The sequence below is a fragment of the Mesorhizobium sp. M0954 genome (assembly GCF_040319155.1).
In the GTDB taxonomy this organism is placed as follows: Bacteria; Pseudomonadota; Alphaproteobacteria; order Rhizobiales; family Rhizobiaceae; genus Mesorhizobium.
On record NZ_JAMYNR010000006.1, the window covers coordinates 185,269 to 200,997 of the forward strand.

At 63.2% G+C, this 15,729-nt stretch carries 16 protein-coding genes; 5 read left to right on the forward strand and 11 right to left on the reverse strand.

Translation table 11 applies throughout. From position 1 onward, the window contains the following. The first annotated feature begins 13 nt into the window (after window positions 1-13). From NKH93_RS10680 to NKH93_RS10690, 3 genes are read left to right on the forward strand one after another with little or no spacing between them, the layout of a single operon-like run. Window positions 14-823 (forward strand): transporter substrate-binding domain-containing protein, encoded by an 810-nt coding sequence (locus tag NKH93_RS10680; protein ID WP_352970223.1) that lies wholly within the window; start codon window positions 14-16, stop codon window positions 821-823. Between the two features lie 6 nt (window positions 824-829). After that, the gene (locus tag NKH93_RS10685) at window positions 830-1,498 is read left to right on the forward strand and encodes an amino acid ABC transporter permease (RefSeq protein WP_352663666.1); all 669 of its coding nucleotides are present in this window, start codon (window positions 830-832) and stop codon (window positions 1,496-1,498) included. Continuing rightward, entirely contained in the window at window positions 1,495-2,142 is a 648-nt protein-coding gene (locus NKH93_RS10690) for an amino acid ABC transporter permease (RefSeq protein ID WP_352539924.1), read from the forward strand. Before NKH93_RS10685 ends, NKH93_RS10690 begins: the two co-directional genes overlap by 4 nt. A 16-nt stretch (window positions 2,143-2,158) precedes the next feature. Here NKH93_RS10690 and NKH93_RS10695 read toward each other — a convergent pair whose 3' ends face one another. Beyond that, window positions 2,159-3,562: an MATE family efflux transporter gene (locus NKH93_RS10695; RefSeq protein ID WP_352814018.1), complete on the reverse strand. Its 1,404-nt coding sequence runs from the start codon at window positions 3,560-3,562 to the stop codon at window positions 2,159-2,161. Between the two features lie 232 nt (window positions 3,563-3,794). Here NKH93_RS10695 and NKH93_RS10700 point away from each other — a divergent pair, with 232 nt between their 5' ends. Further along, window positions 3,795-4,376, forward strand: coding sequence for a histidine phosphatase family protein (locus NKH93_RS10700; protein ID WP_352472398.1), 582 nt, complete (start codon window positions 3,795-3,797; stop codon window positions 4,374-4,376). A gap of 13 nt (window positions 4,377-4,389) precedes the next feature. Here the strand turns inward: NKH93_RS10700 and NKH93_RS10705 are convergent, their stop codons facing one another. The 9 genes from NKH93_RS10705 to gcvA all read right to left on the reverse strand — a co-directional run bounded on the left by NKH93_RS10705 (window position 4,390) and on the right by gcvA (window position 14,301). Next, complete coding sequence (locus tag NKH93_RS10705; RefSeq protein ID WP_352970226.1) at window positions 4,390-5,976, reverse strand: FGGY-family carbohydrate kinase; 1,587 nt, start codon at window positions 5,974-5,976, stop codon at window positions 4,390-4,392. Continuing rightward, entirely contained in the window at window positions 5,973-6,656 is a 684-nt protein-coding gene (locus NKH93_RS10710) for an HAD family hydrolase (protein ID WP_352539921.1), read from the reverse strand. The genes NKH93_RS10705 and NKH93_RS10710 overlap by 4 nt, the downstream gene beginning before the upstream one ends. A gap of 15 nt (window positions 6,657-6,671) precedes the next feature. Further along, a complete protein-coding gene (locus NKH93_RS10715; RefSeq protein ID WP_352970229.1) occupies window positions 6,672-8,150 on the reverse strand; it encodes a mannitol dehydrogenase family protein in 1,479 nt (492 codons plus the stop codon). A 70-nt stretch (window positions 8,151-8,220) separates the two neighbouring features. Beyond that, window positions 8,221-8,991 carry an L-iditol 2-dehydrogenase gene (locus NKH93_RS10720; protein ID WP_352835798.1) on the reverse strand — a complete coding sequence of 257 codons (771 nt, stop codon included), beginning with the start codon at window positions 8,989-8,991 and terminating at the stop codon, window positions 8,221-8,223. Then, complete coding sequence (locus NKH93_RS10725) at window positions 8,988-9,992, reverse strand: ABC transporter ATP-binding protein (protein WP_023676991.1); 1,005 nt, start codon at window positions 9,990-9,992, stop codon at window positions 8,988-8,990. Before NKH93_RS10725 ends, NKH93_RS10720 begins: the two co-directional genes overlap by 4 nt. Window positions 9,993-10,043: 51 nt before the next feature. Next, window positions 10,044-10,868: a carbohydrate ABC transporter permease gene (locus NKH93_RS10730; protein ID WP_023676992.1), complete on the reverse strand. Its 825-nt coding sequence runs from the start codon at window positions 10,866-10,868 to the stop codon at window positions 10,044-10,046. A gap of 11 nt (window positions 10,869-10,879) precedes the next feature. After that, window positions 10,880-11,752, reverse strand: a complete 873-nt coding sequence (locus tag NKH93_RS10735; RefSeq protein ID WP_023676993.1) for a carbohydrate ABC transporter permease — start codon at window positions 11,750-11,752, stop codon at window positions 10,880-10,882. A 114-nt stretch (window positions 11,753-11,866) separates the two neighbouring features. Next, window positions 11,867-13,177 (reverse strand): ABC transporter substrate-binding protein, encoded by a 1,311-nt coding sequence (locus NKH93_RS10740; protein ID WP_352814026.1) that lies wholly within the window; start codon window positions 13,175-13,177, stop codon window positions 11,867-11,869. Window positions 13,178-13,389: 212 nt separating this feature from the next. Beyond that, entirely contained in the window at window positions 13,390-14,301 is a 912-nt protein-coding gene (gcvA, locus tag NKH93_RS10745; protein WP_292662413.1) for a transcriptional regulator GcvA, read from the reverse strand. Window positions 14,302-14,411: 110 nt separating this feature from the next. On the opposite strand from gcvA, the gene NKH93_RS10750 reads away from it, so the two are divergent. Next, complete coding sequence (locus NKH93_RS10750; RefSeq protein ID WP_352970233.1) at window positions 14,412-14,597, forward strand: hypothetical protein; 186 nt, start codon at window positions 14,412-14,414, stop codon at window positions 14,595-14,597. 75 nt (window positions 14,598-14,672) lie between these two features. Here the strand turns inward: NKH93_RS10750 and NKH93_RS10755 are convergent, their stop codons facing one another. Continuing rightward, window positions 14,673-15,632, reverse strand: coding sequence for a sugar-binding transcriptional regulator (locus NKH93_RS10755; protein WP_023676997.1), 960 nt, complete (start codon window positions 15,630-15,632; stop codon window positions 14,673-14,675). Window positions 15,633-15,729: the final 97 nt, after the last annotated feature.

Sequence of the window (15,729 nt, forward strand, 5' to 3'; positions counted from 1 at the left end):
CAGGGGAATGACAATGACACTTCACATGAAACTCAAATCGTCCATCGCCGCCGTGCTGATGCTCGGCGCGACCGGTTTTGCTTTCACCACGCAGGCCGTCAATGCCGACGCGATCGACGACATCGCCAAGGCCGGCGCCATCAATGTCGGCATCTTTTCCGACTTCCCGCCCTTTTCCTCGGCCAGCGCCGACATGAGCATCAAGGGCTACGACATCGACGTGGCGCAATCCATCGCCGACCAGCTCAAGGTCAAGCTCAATCTGGTCAGCGTGACCGGCCAGAACCGCATTCCGTACCTGACCGACAAGCGCGTCGACCTGCTGATGAGCGTCGGCTACTCCAAGGAGCGAGAGCAGGTGATCGATTTCGCCGCCGCCTACGCACCCTACTACATCGCCGTCATCGGCCCGGCAGCACTCTCGGTCAAAGGCAAGGAAGACCTTGCCAACAAGTCGATCGCCGTCAATCGCGGCACGCTGGAGGACACCTCGCTGACCGAGGCGGCACCCGCCTCGGCCGACATCCGCCGTTTCGACAACTATAATTCCGTCATCCAGGCTTTCATCTCGGGCCAGACCCAACTGATGGTGGTCGGCAACGATGTCGGCGCCCAGGTGCTCGCCCGGCAGGAGGAACTGAAGCCGGAGCAGAAATTCCAGCTTCTTACCTCGCCCTCGCATATCGGCCTCAACAAGAAGGAAGACCGCCTCAAGCAAGCGGTCAACGATGCGGTCGCCAAGATGCTGGCCGACGGCAAACTGGACGAAAGCTCGAAGGCCTGGCTGAAGACACCGCTCGATCCCGCCAATCTCAAGGATTGATCGCCGGTGACGTATAGCCTCGACTTCGGCTGGCTTGCCGGGGCGACAGGGGCGATCGCGCGCGGCGCGGCCACGACGATCCTGTTGATCGCCGTGACCACGCTGGCGGGAACGTTGCTCAGCATCCTCGGCGCGGCAGGGCGGCGGAACGGTCCGCTGCTGCTCAAGCGGGCGATCGGCGTCTATGTCGAGGTGATCCGCAACACGCCGTTCCTGGTGCAGCTGTTCTTCATCTTCTTCGGGCTGCCCAGCATCGGCGTCAGGCTCGATCCGGTGTTGGCAGCCATGTTGGCGATGACGCTCAACATGGCCGCCTATACGATCGAGATCGTTGGCGCCGGGCTCGACGCGGTGCCGCCCGGGCAGACGGAAGCGGCACTGGCGCTTGGGCTCAGGCCGCGTCAGGTCTTCATCAAGATCGTGCTGCCGCAGGCGCTCAAGGTGATCTATCCGGCGCTGACCAGCCAGATCGTCATCATGATGCTGGAATCCGCCGTGGTATCGCAGATCGCCGTTCGCGAGCTGACCTATGAAGCCGACATGCTGCAGGCGCGCACGTTCCGGGCTTTCGAGACCTATTTCGTGGTGACGATGGTCTACCTCGCCCTGTCGATTGGGCTGCGCCGGCTGCTGGTCGGCGGCGGCCGCCGGCTTCTCGGAGCCGGCGTGTCATGATCGAATTCACCTTCTGGGACATTCTGCGCAACCTGCTGCTGGCGGCGCGCTGGACGGTGCTCTTGTCGCTGGCCGCCTTTGTCGGCGGGGCCGTGGTCGGCATGATCGTGCTGTTCTTCCGGATCGCCAAGAATAAATGGGCGCGCCGGTTTGCCTCCGGCTACATCGCGCTTTTCCAGGGCACGCCGCTGCTGATGCAGCTCTTCCTGATGTTCTTCGGCTTGCCGATGCTGGGCCTGCGCATCGAGCCGTGGACCGCGGCGGTGCTTGGCCTGACCTTCTTCGCCAGCGCCTATCTCGCCGAGATCTGGCGCGGCGGCGTCGATGCGCTGCCGCGCGGCCAGTGGGACGCCGGCGCCAGCCTCGGCCTGCACTATCTGCATGAACTCCGGCTGATCATCTTACCTCAGGCGTTTTCGATCACCCGCGCACCGACCGTCGGCTTCCTGGTGCAGCTGATCAAGTCGACCGCGCTGACCTCGATCATCGGTTTCGAGGAGCTGGTGAGGACATCCAACGCGATCAACAATGCGACCTTCGAACCGTTCAAAGTCTATGGGCTGGTAGCGCTGATCTTCTTCGTCATGTGCTTTCCGCTGACGCAATACGCACGTTCGCTCGAGCAACGGGCGGCGGCCCGCTGAGCGGGCGACCAGCAATTCAACGCCCGAATACCAGCGGCGGCGCGATCCTGTCACGCCGCAGCCAGCGCACCAGCAGGAGTGCCGCAACCACCGCCAGTCCCGACGACAGGCCGATCCAGATGCCGACGCCGTTGAAGCCAAAACGAAAGGCCAGCAGCACGCCGAGCGGCAGCCCGATGCCCCAATAGCCGATCGCGGCATAGATCATCGGCACCTTGGTGTCGTGCAGGCCGCGCAGCATGCCGCTGGCGACAGCCTGCGCACCGTCAAAAACCTGGAACAGCGCGGCAAAGGCGAGGAACGACACGGCAAGCGCCACCACCTCGGCATTAGCCGGATTGCCCAGATCGATGAAGGCGCCGATCAAGAGATGCGGCCACAGGATCATCACTAGCCCCATCAGCGCCATGAAGGAGACACCGACGACATAGGCGGTCCAGCCAGCCCGGCTGACACCTTCCGGATTGCCGGCGCCGTGGGCAAGTCCGACGCGCACCGTCACCGCCTGGTTGAGGCCGAGCGGCACCATGAAGGTGATCGAGGCGATCTGGATGGCGATCGCATGGGCGGCAAGCGAAGCCGCATCGATCAGGCCCATGAGAAAGGCCGCCGCGTTGAAGATCGTCACCTCGAACGCCAGCAGGCCCGCGATCGGCAGGCCGAGCCGCAGCAGGCCCTTGAAGCGCGGCCAGTCGGCGCGCCAGAAGCGTCCGAACAGACGATAGCGCCGGAACTTCTTCTCAAGCATCACCACCATCGCCATGCCGGCGAACATCAGCGTGCTGGACAGAGTGGTGGCAAGGCCGGAGCCGGCGATGCCCATCGAAGGGATGCCGAGATTGCCGAACATGAACAGCCAGTTGAAGAAGGCATTGCAGGCGACGGCAACGAAAACGATGATCAGTGCCCAGCCCGGCCGCTCCAGCGCCGAAATGAACGAGCGCAGGACGATGTAGCCGAAAAAGGGCAGCACCGCCCATTCGAGCCAGCGCAGATAGATGCCGGCCTGGTGCGCCAACGCCGGTTCCTGACCCATGGCCAGCAACACGCTCTCGCCGTGCCAGAGAAGGGCCCATATCGGAATGCAAATGAGGATCGCCAGCCACAGACCCTGGCGCACGGTGCGGCGCAGGTCGCGCACCGAGTGCCGACGGCGGCCGAGCTCGGTCGCCATCATCGGCGAGGTCGCCAGCATCAGGCCGAGCCCGAAGATGAGCGGCATGAAGTAGAGGTTGGCACCAAGCGCACCGCTGGCCAGCGTGTCCGGCCCCAGCCGTCCCATCATCATGACGTCGGTAGCGGTCATCGCGGTCTGGCCGAGATTGGTCAGCACCATCGGCCAGGCGAGCGCCAGCATCGCCCTGATTTCCCGACGCCAAAGGTTTTCCGGCGCGCGAGCGTCGGCTTCGATCGCAGACATTCTAGTTTTCCGCCTATCCGATTGCGGCACGTCGGCAAGAGCCGGAAGCCGCGTCTCAGCGCGGAAACGGCCATGATCGGCCGGATTCCGCATTACGGCGAGTTTGTCTATGAAATAGGCACCGGTGGCAAGAGGCTGACTTGCGGAAGGGTTAAGCCAGTCAGCTCCATGCAGGCTGTTGGAGAGGCTATGGAAGCCGCTATGGTCGCGGCAGATCCATTTGAAAGGCAGCCTGATGAGCACGTTTCCCGAAATCTATCTGGTTCGGCATGGCGAGACGGAATGGAGTGCGTCCGGAAAACATACCGGCCGAACCGACATACCGCTGACGCCGGCCGGCGAGGAAGCGGCAAGGCGGATCGCTGAGCGGCTCAAGGGCCTGTCCTTCTCGGCGGTGTGGTCGAGCCCGTCGCAGCGCGCCTTCAACACCTGTGCGCTGGCCGGCTTCGGCTCGTCAGGCGTGAAGAAGGACGATCTGGCGGAGTGGGATTATGGTGCCTATGAGGGATTGACCACCAAGCAAATCCTCGCCGAGCGCCCCGGCTGGCGTCTTTTTCGCGACGGCTGCCCGAGCGGCGAGTCCGCCACGGATGTCGGCTCGAGGGCGGACCGGATCGTCAGCCGGTTGCGCGAGGTCGGCAGCAATGTCCTGGTCTTCTCAAGCTCGCATTTCCTTAGAGTGCTGGCCGCACGCTGGCTCGGCCCGCCGCCGCAAGCCGGCGCGTTTTTCGTGCTGGATACCGCCAGCATAAGCGTGCTCGGTTATGAGCACGACCTTGACGAGCCGGTCATCCGGCGCTGGAACCAGAGATAGCAACCGATCCGATTTATCGGATCGCGTCCAGCGCCTGCCTTTGCCTGTGCATTTCGAGAAACACGCGGTAGTCGCGATCGAACCGGCCGGCGGCAGCCGGATTGGGCTCTCGCGTCCTGCCGCCCTGTTGCATGGCGACGCAGGCAGCGTTCAAATCGGGAAAAAGCCTGGCCGCGGTGGCGGCAATCATGCCGGTGCCGAGCAGCACCGCCTCGTCCGCCAGCGGCTCGACCACCGTGCAGCCGGTGGCATCGGCATAGAGCTCCATCAACAGCGGGTTCTTGGTGTGGCCGCCGGTGACGTGCAGCGTGTCGATCAGATAGCCGTTCTCGTTCAGCGCTTCCAGCACATGACGGACGCCAAGCGCGACGCTGACGGCGGTGCGCCAGTAGAGCTTGCACAGACTGTCGAAGGAGGCATCCAGCGTCAGCCCGCTGATGACGCCGACGGCATGCGGGTCGGCGAGCGGCGAGCGGTTGCCGTGAAAATCGGGCAGTACGTGCAGCCTTGCGGCGAGGTTGTCGCCCTCGACGGCGCGCAGCTCGGCGACGCGGTGGGCAATCCTGGCATGCATGGCGGCATCCGGCTCGCCGCCGGCGCCATGCCAGCGGATGATGTGGTCGAGCAGCGCGCCGGTGGCCGACTGGCCACCTTCCGACAGCCACAGGCCGGGAAGGGCTGCGCCATAATATGGGCCCCAGACACCGGCGAAAGGCTGCGGATCGGTCGACATCGCCATGACGCAGCTCGACGTACCGGCAATCAGGGCCAGATGGCGACCGATGTTCGTTGCGTCACCGGCGAAACCGCCGAGCACGCCAAGCGCGCCGGCATAGGCATCGATGACGCCGGCGCCGACCCGGCATTTTTCGGTGAGGCCAAGCTCCGTCGCGGCTTGCGCGCCGAGCGGGCCGATATCGGCACCGACCGGGCTTGCCTTTTCCGGCAGGTTGCCGTGCTCAAAGATATCGCCGAGCCCGACGGCTTCGAAGAAGTCGCGCCGCCAGCCGGTCGCTTCATGGGCTAGATAGGTCCATTTGGCGGTCAGCGTGCATTGTGAACGGGAGAGCGAGCCGCTTGCCTTCCAGGTGAGGAAGTCGGTGAGGTCGAATAGATAGCCGGCTTCGTTCCATGTTCCGGGCAGGTTGCGCTTCAGCCACATCAGCTTCGGCGTCTCCATTTCCGGCGACATGACGCCGCCGATATAGTCGAGCACAGCGTGGCCGCTTTCAGTGCATTCGTCGGCCTCGGCAATTGCGCGATGGTCGAGCCAGACAATGGTGTCCCAGCGCCTTTCACCAGTGACGGACACGCTGAGCTGGCCGCCATGCCGGTCTCGCACCACCAGCGAGCAGGTGGCATCAAAGGAGATGCCGACGATATCCTCGGCCCGCACGCCCGCCTTTTCGCGGGCAGCGCGGACGGCCATGCACACCGCCGACCATATATCCTGCGAATCGTGCTCGGCATGATCGGCCTTCGGCTGTTGCATGGCGATCGGGTGCTCGGCGCGGCCGAGCAAGGCGCCACCCGTGTCGAGAATGCCGGCACGAGCGCTTCCGGTGCCGACATCGACCGCGCAAACGAAACTGTTGGTCAAGGTGTTCTTGCTCTCGCTCCCAGGCCTGCAATCAGATCGGGCAATTGCAGCATGTCAGCGAATATAAAGTCCGGCTCACTCGACGCAAGCCGCGCTTTCAATGCCGGGTTGCCGGTGTGCGAGCCGCCGGTGAAGGCAAGGACGCGCATGCCGGCCGCCCGCGCCGCTTCGATGCCGGCCGGGCTGTCCTCGACGACGAGGCAGTTTCGCGGGGCCGCTCTCATTTTATCTGCTGCATGGAGAAAGAGATCGGGCGCCGGTTTGCCCCGCGCCACCATGGCGGCGCTGAACAAATGCGGCTCCAGCAGCCCAAGCAACCCGGTGACGTCGAGCGCATAGCGGATGCGTTCCAGGGTGCCGGAGGAGGCGACGCAGCACGGTACGCCGAGCCTCGGCAGGACCTGTGCGATACCTGGCATCGGTTTCAGCTCATCGCGGAATCTGCGCATCAGTTCGGAGCGCATCTCGGTCAGATGCTGCTCGGTGAGATCGAGCCCGAAGTCGCTTGCGAGGATTTCGCGGACGCTCTTCATGCTCTTGCCGAGGAAGTGCTCGTAGGCAATGTCCTCGCTGACGTTGCCACCGGCAAGCGCGATCATCTCCAGCAATGCCGAGACGGACAGCATCTCACTGTCCACCAGCACGCCGTCACAGTCGAAAATGACCAGTTCAGGCGTCATCGCGCTGGATCGGCTTCAGAGGTCGCCGGCGAGATAGCGCGTCAGTGTCGCGCGCGCGCCGTCCGCCCACAGCAGTCTCAGCGCTTGGCCGAAGGCTTCAGCGAACGGCGGCGAGCGGCCGACATCGCCATAGATGTCCTCCATGGCAAGCCAGGCGGCAGGCATGTCCCTCGCCGCCTTGGCCGTCGCCTGCAACCGGCCCCAGTTCGGGTCGTTGGGCTCGGTGACGGCACCGGAATCCGTCGTGCCGAAGCAGTAGCGACACCAGAGCGCCGATTCCAGCGCAAGGCCGGTGACACTTTTGCCACCCTTCAGCCGGTCGGTGATGGTCGGGATGATGAATTTCGGCTGGCGGTTGGAGCCGTCGAGGCAAAGCCGGCGTATGGTGTCGCCGATCTTCGGATTGGAGAAGCGGTGCTCGATGAGCTGGTAGTAATCTTCGAGGTCGGTGTCCGGAACCGGCGGCACGGTCGGGATGATTTCGTCATGCTCGAGCTTGTCGAGGAAGCCGCGTACCAGCGGCTCCTGCATCGCCTCATGGACGAAATGGATGTCCATCAGCCCGGCCGGATAGGCGATGGTCGCATGGCCGCCATTGAGGATGCGGATCTTCATCAGCTCATAGGGCGCGACGTCGCTGACGAACTGCACGCCGACTTTTTCCAGCGGCGGGCGGCCGTCGGTGAAACGGTCCTCCAGCACCCATTGCTTGAACGGTTCGCAAAACACCGGCCAATTGTCGTCGAGGCCGAACTCGCTGGAGAGAATGCCGCGCTCGCGGTCGGTGGTGGCCGGCGTGATGCGGTCGACCATGCCATTGGGAAAGGTAACGTTCTCGCTCACCCAGTTTGCCAAACCTTCGTCGATTAGCCGCGCAAGGCCGATGACGCCATCTGAGGTGACGTGGCCGTTATGGGGAATGTTGTCGCAGGACATGATTGTGAAGGGCACGATACCGTCGGCGCGGCGGCGCAGCAGCCCGGCGAGAACGAGGCCGAAGACGGTCTTCGGCGTCGCCCCCGGCTCAGCGTCGGCAACGATGTCGGGATGTGTCGGATTGAAGACGCCGGATGCCGGATCGATGAAATAGCCGCCCTCGGTAATGGTCAGGGAGACGATCTTGATCGCCGGATCGGCAAGCCGCTCGACGATTGCGGCCGCATCGCCCGGCACCAGGAAGTCGATCATGACGCCGGTGACGCGCGCGCTCATATGGCCGCTGTCCTGCTCGACCACGGTGGTCAGCCAGTCCTGCTCCTGCAGCTTGCCGCGGCCGACCTTCTCGCCTTCGAAGACGCCGGCGCCGACAATGGCCCAGTCGTGGCCGACACCCGAATTGAACAGGTCGTCGAGATAGACGGCCTGGTGCGAGCGATGGAAATTGCCGACGCCGAAATGCACGAAGCCGGCCTTGAGCGCGGCGCGATCGTATTTCGGGCCGGCGACCTTGGGCGGCAGCTTGGCGAGGATGGAAGAAGAGAGTTTCACGGTCATCTGCTTTACCCTTTAGCGGGACGGCTCTTCCCCCCGTGGAGGAGACGGGGGGAAGAGCGCCTTCGCCCCCTCAACTCATCCACTGGCCGCCATCGACATTATAGGTCTGCGCGACGATGTACTCGGCCTCATCGCTGGCCAGGAACACCGCCATGCCGGTGAGGTCTTGCGCCGCGCCCATGCGGCCATAAGGCACGGCTTCGCCGACCAGCCTCTTCTTCTCGCCTCTCGGCCGGTTCTCGAACTTGGCGAACAAGGCATCGACATGGTCCCAATGCTCGCCGTCGACGACGCCCGGTGCTATCGCGTTGACATTGATGCGGTGTTTGATCAGGTCGAGCCCTGCCGACTGGGTGAGCGAGATGACCGCAGCCTTGGTGGCGCAGTAGACGGCAACCACCGCCTCGCCGCGGCGCCCGGCCTGGCTTGCCATATTGATGATCTTGCCGCCCTTGCCGCGGGCAATCATAGAACGTGCGGCGGCCTGCAACGTAAACAGCGTGCCGGCGACGTTGACCGAAAACAATTTGTCGTAGCTTGTCTTGGTGATCTCGACGATCGGCGCCAAGTCGAACAAAGCAGCGTTGTTGATCAAGATATCGAGGCCGCCGGCCCTGGCTTCGACCGCCTTGACGGCCTCATCGATAGACGCGAGATCGGTGACGTCGAGCTTTACCGCGTAGGCATTGCGGCCGATTTCCGAAGCCGTCTTCTCGGCGGCTTCGAGATTGATGTCGCCAATCGCGACCGTCGCCCCTTCGCGCATGTAGGCTTCGGCAAACGCCCTGCCGATGCCGCGCGCCGATCCGGTAATCAGCGCCGATTTACCCCGGAGCCTCATTGCAGCATCGCCTTCCCGTCGGCGCCGAAACGATGCAGCTTGGCCTTTTCCGGCGTCAGGTAGATCGTGTCGCCGTGATGGGCGGCCAACTCGCCGTCGGCACGCACCGTCAGCTGCCCGACACCATCCGCCTGGACGTGCAAAAACGTGTCGGAGCCGAGATGCTCGGCAACCCCGACCGTCGCCTTCCAGTCGCCTGACGTCTTCGAAATGTTCATATGCTCCGGGCGGATGCCGACTGTCTTGGCGCCATATTTGGCGGCCGGCGCGCCTTCGATCAGGTTCATCTTCGGCGAACCTATGAAGCCGGCGACGAACAGGTTCTTCGGCGTCTTATAGAGCTCCATCGGCGAGCCGACCTGCTCGATATTGCCGGCATTGAGCACGACGATCTTGTCGGCCATGGTCATCGCCTCGATCTGGTCGTGGGTGACGTAGACCATGGTGGTCTTGAGCTGGTGATGCAGCTCGCTGATCTCCAGCCGCATGGTACCGCGCAGCGCCGCGTCGAGATTGGACAAAGGCTCGTCGAACAGGAAGGCCGATGGCTGGCGCACGATGGCGCGGCCGATGGCGACGCGCTGCCGCTGGCCGCCGGAGAGCTGGCCGGGGCGGCGGTCGAGGTAGTTGGTGAGGTTCAGGATCCGCGCGGCGTCCTTCACCTTCTTGTCGATGGTCGCCTGGTCCTCGCCCGCCATCTTCAGCGGGAAGGCGATGTTCTTGGCCACTGTCATGTGCGGGTAGAGCGCATAGGACTGGAACACCATAGCCAGCTTGCGCTTGGCCGGCGCCTCGCCGGTGACGTCGCGACCATCGATGATGATGGTGCCGCCGCTGGTATCCTCGAGGCCGGCGATCAGACGCAACAGGGTGGATTTGCCGCAGCCCGACGGGCCGACGAAGACGACGAACTCTCCGTCCTCGATGACCAGATCGAGGCCGGGGATGATGGACGTCGCCCCGAAGGATTTGGAGACGTTCTTGAGCGTGATGTTTCCCATGGTTTCCTCCCCCGAAGGGCTATCTTTTCGTTTTGCGTCAGGCAATGCCCGCTACTTTACCGCGCCGAATGTCAGGCCTCGAACCAACTGCTTCTGGCTGAACCAGCCCATGATCAGGATCGGCGCGATCGCCAGCGTTGAGGCGGCCGAAAGCTTGGCCCAGAACAGCCCCTGCGGGCTGGAGAAGGAGCTGATGAAAGCGGTGAGCGGCGCGGCCTCGGTGGTGGTCAGCCGGATCGTCCAGAACGCCTCGTTCCAGGCGAGAATGATGTTGAGCAGCATGGTCGAGGCGATGCCGGGGACCGCCATCGGCGTCAGCACGTAGATTATCTCGTTCCAGAGCGATGCGCCGTCCATGCGCGCCGCTTCCAGGATCTCGCCCGGTATCTCGCGAAAATAGGTGTAAAGCATCCAGACCACGATCGGCAGGTTGATCAGCATCAGCATGACCATCAGGCCGATGCGGCTGTCGAGCAGACCGGTATCGCGGAAGATCAGATAGATCGGAAACAGAACGGCGACGGCCGGCATCATCTTGGTGGAAAGCATCCACATCAGGATGTCCTTGGTGCGTTTGCCCGGCGAAAACGCCATCGACCATGCCGCCGGTATGGCGACGAGCAGAGCCAGGATGGTCGAGCCGACCGACAGGAACACCGAGTTCAGGAAGAATTTGAAATAGCCGTTCTGCGCCTGGACCTCGGAATAGCTCTCCGTGGTTCCCGACGGGAACAGGTTGAAGCCCTGGATAGCCTCCTGCTCCGACTTGAACGAGGTGATGATCGTATAGAGGATCGGGAAGAAGATCAGCAGCGCGACGATCCAGGCGGCCGCGGTAGCAATCGTCTTGTGCTGGGTGGTGACTGCACGTGCCATCTTATCCTCCCTTATTTATCCAGGTTCTTGCCGACAGCGCGCATGGCGAAGAAGGCAACGATGTTGGCGAGAATGACGGCAATGATACCGCCGGCGGACGCCTGGCCGATTTTGAACTCCAGCAATGCCTTCTGATAGACGAGGAAGGGCAGGTTGGTGGAGGCGTAACCCGGGCCGCCGTTGGTGGTGACGAGGATCTCGGCATAGACCGACAGCAGGAAGATCGTCTGGATCAGGATGACGACGGTTATGGCGCGCGACATGTGAGGCAGCGTCAAATAGATGAAGCGGCTGATGAAGCCGGCGCCGTCCATTTCGGCGGCTTCCTTCTGCTCGACGTCGAGCGACTGAAGCGCGGTCAACAGGATCAGCGTAGCAAACGGCAGCCATTGCCAGGCAACGATGATGATGATCGCCAGGAGCGGGTGCTGCCCGAACCAATCGATCGGCTGCCCGCCGAAGAAGCGCGCAATATCGGCGAAAACCCCGTACTGCGGATGCATGATCATGTTCTTCCAGACCAGTGCTGCCACCGGTGGCATGACGAAGAACGGCGAGATGACAAGGATGCGGACGATGCCCTGTCCCCACATCGGCTGATCGAGCAGAAGGGCGAGCAGAATACCGCCAATCACCGTGATCAAAAGCACGCTGACGACGATGGTGAGCGTGTTGAGGATCGACTGCAGGAATGCCGGGTTGGAATAGAACAGCGCGTAGTTCGAAAACCCGACGAAGCCGTCGCGCATCGGATTGAGCGGGTTGTATTGCTGGAAGGAAAACCACAGCGTGAATGCCAGCGGCACAATCATCCAGACCAGCAGCAGCACCACGGATGGCGCCATCATGAAACGGGCAAGCGAACGGGTCTGCTGAGTAGCCATGACGGTCACCCTTCGAGGTCGGCCAAGTTTTTCAGCGGTGTGAAAGCTGGCCGCCCGAACTGGGATTCGGGCGGCCGTTGCCGGTCGCCATTGGCAACCGGCACCGGGAGGAGCTTACTTGATGTAACCGCCTTCGGTCATCGTCGCGGTGGCGGCGTCCTGCGCCTGCTTCAAGGCATCGTCGACGCTCGACTGGCCGGCAAGTGCCGCCGAGAAGAGCTGGCCGACGGTGGTGCCGAGACCCTGGAACTCAGGAATGGCGACGAACTGGACGCCGACATAAGGCACCGGCTTGACGGTCGGGTGCGTCGGATCGGCGGAGTTGATCGAGTCCAGCGTCATCTTGGCGAAAGGTGCTGCCTTCTGGTATTCGGGATTGGCATAGAGCGACGAGCGCGTTCCCGGCGGAACGTTGGCCCAGCCTTCCTTCGAGGCGACGAGCTCGGCATAGTGCTTGCTGGTTGCCCAGGATACGAACTTTTGAGCGGCGTCGGCCTTCTGCGTGCCGGCGGGGATGGCTAGCGACCATGCCCACAGCCAATTGCCGCGCTTGCCGAGGCCATTGTCCGGCGCCAGCGCATAGCCGACCTTGTCGGCGACGGTGGAGTTCTTCGGGTCGGAAACGAAGGAGGCAGCGACGGTAGCGTCGATCCACATGCCGCATTTGCCCTGCTGGAACAGCGCCAGGTTTTCGTTGAAACCGTTGGACGACGCGCCCTCGGGGCCGTCGGCCTTCATCAGGTCGACATAGAACTGCAGCGTGTTCTTCCATTCGGGCTGGTCGAATTGCGGCTTCCAGTTCTCGTCGAACCAGCGCGCGCCGAACGAGTTCGACATGGCGGTCAGGAAGGCCATGTTCTCGCCCCAGCCGGCCTTACCGCGCAGGCAGACGCCGTTCACGCCGTTGGCGCGGTCGGTCATCTTGTCGGCGGCCTGCTTGATGAAGTCCCAGGTCGGTGCATCGGGCATCTTGAGCCCGGCCTTTTCCATCAGGTCCTTGCGGTACATGACGAAGGAGCTTTCGCCGTAGAACGGGGCTGCGTAGAGCTTGCCGTCGACCGACAGGCCGCCGGCTATGGCCGGGATGATGTCCTTGACGTCGTAATCGTCGCCGAGCTTGTCGAGCGGCAAAAGCCAGTTCTGCTTGGCCCAGATCGGCACTTCATAGGTGCCGATGGTCATCACGTCGTACTGGCCACCCTTGGTGGCGATGTCGGTGGTGACGCGCTCGCGCAGGACGTTTTCCTCGAGCGTGACCCACTGCAGCTGGACGTCGGGATTCTTGGCGGTGAAGTCGTCGGTCAGCTTCTGCATGCGGACCATGTCGCCATTGTTGACCGTGGCGATGGTGATGGATTCGGCATGCGCGGCGAAAGCGAGGGCGCTGGCCGAGAACAGGCCTAGGGTGAACGTGCGAAGTTTCATCAAAATTCCTCCCATAAACCAAGATGAGCATTTGCCTTGGCTGTGAGCAATTACTCACTTGCGATGAATTATGTCAAGACGGATTCGTTGCTGCAGCGCAGCACGCCGGGTCTTGTGCAGCGGCAAGCCTGGGACGTTTGCGGCATGTCTGACGAAGGATTCGGCCGGGCTGATTGGGCCCGGCGCTTTGCTCGGGCTTGCTGGGATTCAGCCTACTGGCAAGCGATCTCGCTCAGGATCCAATCGCGGAAGGCGCGGATCTTCGGCACGTTGCGTCGTGCCGTCGGATAGACCAGCCAATAGGCGTGGCCGTCGTCACCGACCAGATCAAAGGGCTGGATCAGGCGGCCGTCGGCAAGTTCGGTCTTGAACAGCGCCTTGGTAACGATCGCCACGCCGTGGCCGGCAATCGCGGCATTGGCCTCGTAGGCCTGCGCGCCCATGCTGGTGCCGGGACGCTTGGCCAGCTCCTCGACCGGCAGGCCGGCGGCGGCAAACCAGTCCCGCCACCAGATGTCACCCGGGTCGAGGATCGGCAGCCGCAGCAGGTCGGCCGGCTCCTTGACGCCGCCGATGCTTGCCGCGAGCTTTGGACTAAGGACCGGCGTGAAATCGGCCCTGAAAAGCATATGGGTCTCGACGCCCGGCCAGTTGCCGCCGCCGGAGCGGATGGCGATGTCGATATCCTCTCTGGCAAAGTCGACAACCCTGTTCGAAGTATCGACGCGCACCGCCAGCGACGGATGCGCGACCTGGAACGAACCGAGATGCTGCGCCAGCCAATTGGAGGCAAATGTCAGCAGCGTCGAAACGCAAAGCACGCCGTCGGCGCCGGTGCGCGCGGCGGCATAGGCGCCGCTCAACAGCGCGAACGCCTCGCTGACCGCGGGCGCCAGGCGCTGGCCGGGTTCGGTCAGCACGATCTGTTTTGGCTGGCGCAAGAACAGGGGCGCGCCGATGCGCTCCTCCAGAAGCTTGATCTGATAGCTTGCCGCCGCCTGCGTCATGCCAAGCTCCTGGGCGGCCTTGGTGAACGAGAGATGCCGCGCCACCGCCTCGAACACCCGGATCGCCTGAAGCGGAGGAAGCTGCGAAACCAGCTGTCGTGAATTGAGCTCCGGCATAAGCCCTCCTTATGGGCAGTGATCGACGTTTGATTGGCGGCACCGGCTGGTCCTACCGATATTCCGTATTGAAGATCAATTACGCCTAGAGATAGCGAAGGCTGACGATCATGACCACAATACAGGAAAAGCTGTTTCTTGCTCCAGCCCATGGCTGGTTTTCACAGTTGGCGCGGGGATTGGCAAGGCACGCGGCGCGGAAACGGGCCTATCTCGACGTCCGGGAGCTGCCGCCGCATCTGCAGCGCGACATGGGCTTTCTCGACGGCAACGATCCTTGCGGCCGGCACCAGTAGTGACGCTCGTTTTATCGGGGATTCAGATGCGTTTCGATTTCACATGATCGTTTCCGACCGCCAGCGGCTCGGAGATCATGCGCCCGCCAGCAAGGCGGCGGCGGTCCGCTCATCGGTGATGAGGCCGTTGACCAGCCGCCGGTTGACGGCGGCGAAGATGCCCGGCAGCTTGCGGTCGCCCATGGCAAGCGCGATCACCAGCGACTTTTCGCGCGACGGCAGCGGTGCCGACGACACTCGATCATTGGTGATGCCCTCGATCATGCGGCCGTCACGATCGAATACCCAGCCGACGATCTCGGCGACGCCGCCGGCCTTCTGCAGCGCCTTTAATTCACCCTCCGAAATGAAGCCGTCCTCGTAAAGCGGCGCCTTCGGGCCGAGATCGCCGATGCCGACAAAGGTGACGTCGGCCTCGGCCGCAAGCGCCAGCGTCGGCTGGATCATCGGCTGGCTGAGCAGCATCTCGCGCTCCTCGGGCGAGGAAGCGATGACCGGCAAAGGCATCGGAAACGAACGCGCCTTGACCCTATCGGCCATGGTGAAGATGACGTTGTAGAAGGCCGCCGAGCCGTCCGGCGAGATGTTGCCGGTCAGTGACACCACCTTGTGCTGCGGGCATTCCATCGGCGGCAGTTGCTCGATCGCGGCCTTCAGTGTGCGGCCGGTGCCGATCGCCATGACGATCGGCACCGGCGACCGCAGCCGCCGTTCGATCTCGGCCGCCGCCGCCTCGGCGACGCCGATGACGGTGGAGGACGAAGAAGGGTCGCTCGGCACCACCTCGACCAGATCAAGCGCAAAGCGCGATTTCAGCCGTGCCGCAAGGTCGAGGCAATTGGCGATCGGGTGGTCGACGCGCACCTTGATCAGCCCTTCGGAGACTGCGAGCGACACCAGCCGCTGCGCCGTCTGCCGCGAGATGCCAAGCGTGGCGGCGATCTGGTCCTGGGTGTTGCCTGCGACATAATAGAGCCAGCCGGCACGCGCCGCGTCGTCCAGCCTGTTGCCGCCGCTGTCCTGCCGCGAATTCAAGTTCCTACCTCCCAACCCCGCCGAGCATAAGAGGCGGAGCGCAGTAGTCTCGCAGGGAATGAACTTGCGCGCAATTGCCTATTGTAAGAGCAATTGC

Bases quoted from the DNA above. Each gene is read 5' to 3' on its own strand.
- gcvA (WP_292662413.1), bottom strand. From the start codon at position 14,301: ATGCCGGAGCTCAATTCACGACAGCTGGTTTCGCAGCTTCCTCCGCTT.
- NKH93_RS10725 (WP_023676991.1), bottom strand. From the start codon at position 9,992: ATGGGAAACATCACGCTCAAGAACGTCTCCAAATCCTTCGGGGCGACG.
- NKH93_RS10735 (WP_023676993.1), bottom strand. From the start codon at position 11,752: ATGGCTACTCAGCAGACCCGTTCGCTTGCCCGTTTCATGATGGCGCCA.
- NKH93_RS10720 (WP_352835798.1), bottom strand. From the start codon at position 8,991: ATGAGGCTCCGGGGTAAATCGGCGCTGATTACCGGATCGGCGCGCGGC.
- NKH93_RS10740 (WP_352814026.1), bottom strand. From the start codon at position 13,177: ATGAAACTTCGCACGTTCACCCTAGGCCTGTTCTCGGCCAGCGCCCTC.
- NKH93_RS10750 (WP_352970233.1), top strand. From the start codon at position 14,412: ATGACCACAATACAGGAAAAGCTGTTTCTTGCTCCAGCCCATGGCTGG.
- NKH93_RS10730 (WP_023676992.1), bottom strand. From the start codon at position 10,868: ATGGCACGTGCAGTCACCACCCAGCACAAGACGATTGCTACCGCGGCC.
- NKH93_RS10710 (WP_352539921.1), bottom strand. From the start codon at position 6,656: ATGACGCCTGAACTGGTCATTTTCGACTGTGACGGCGTGCTGGTGGAC.
- NKH93_RS10715 (WP_352970229.1), bottom strand. From the start codon at position 8,150: ATGACCGTGAAACTCTCTTCTTCCATCCTCGCCAAGCTGCCGCCCAAG.
- NKH93_RS10695 (WP_352814018.1), bottom strand. From the start codon at position 3,562: ATGTCTGCGATCGAAGCCGACGCTCGCGCGCCGGAAAACCTTTGGCGT.
- NKH93_RS10680 (WP_352970223.1), top strand. From the start codon at position 14: ATGACACTTCACATGAAACTCAAATCGTCCATCGCCGCCGTGCTGATG.
- NKH93_RS10690 (WP_352539924.1), top strand. From the start codon at position 1,495: ATGATCGAATTCACCTTCTGGGACATTCTGCGCAACCTGCTGCTGGCG.